Annotated in this window: 1 pseudogene; it reads left to right on the top strand. The window is 55.7% G+C overall.

Features of this window, described 5'->3' with window-relative positions:
* A pseudogene (locus ABJ99_RS25555) lies at positions 1 to 398 on the top strand (ParA family protein); the annotation flags it as partial.
* Positions 399 to 463 lie beyond the last annotated feature (65 nt).

The raw sequence follows: 463 nt of genomic DNA, 5'->3' as shown, positions 1-463 counted from the left end.
CCCGGGAATTTAACCGTGGCACATTGCAGATGCTTGAAGGCCTGCGTCCTTACTCAAGGCTGGGACTGCTCGTTCCCCCCATCAAGGTCGTGGTGAACTGTCTCGACCAGACTGTTGATGCCCGCGAGATCCATGACGCGATCAGAAGGACTTTTGCTGACAACACTGAGATCGACGTCCTCAGAAATACAGTTCCCGCTTCAGTTATTTTCCGCCAAGGTTCAACCGCAGGCATGTCGGCTCATCGGATAGAGTACAAGCAACCTAGCAATCGCCGCGCGCCCAGCGCCCTGAAGATCATCCGAGATCTAGCCATCGAGCTTTTTCCGCAATGGGCGGACCGCTTTGAGTCAATGACCGAAAACGCCGTAGAAACCCTCGTCAAAGGGGGCCATTGAGATGGCCTGCGTCGACGATCAGGACTCGTCGTCCCTGGCAAGCATCGGGAGGGCGTGATGGATAT

Source organism: Pseudomonas syringae pv. cilantro (assembly GCF_001293775.1).
GTDB lineage: Bacteria > Pseudomonadota > Gammaproteobacteria > Pseudomonadales > Pseudomonadaceae > Aquipseudomonas > Aquipseudomonas syringae_P.
Note: the sequence above shows the minus strand (reverse complement) of the source record. Positions and strands in the feature narration are given on the sequence as shown.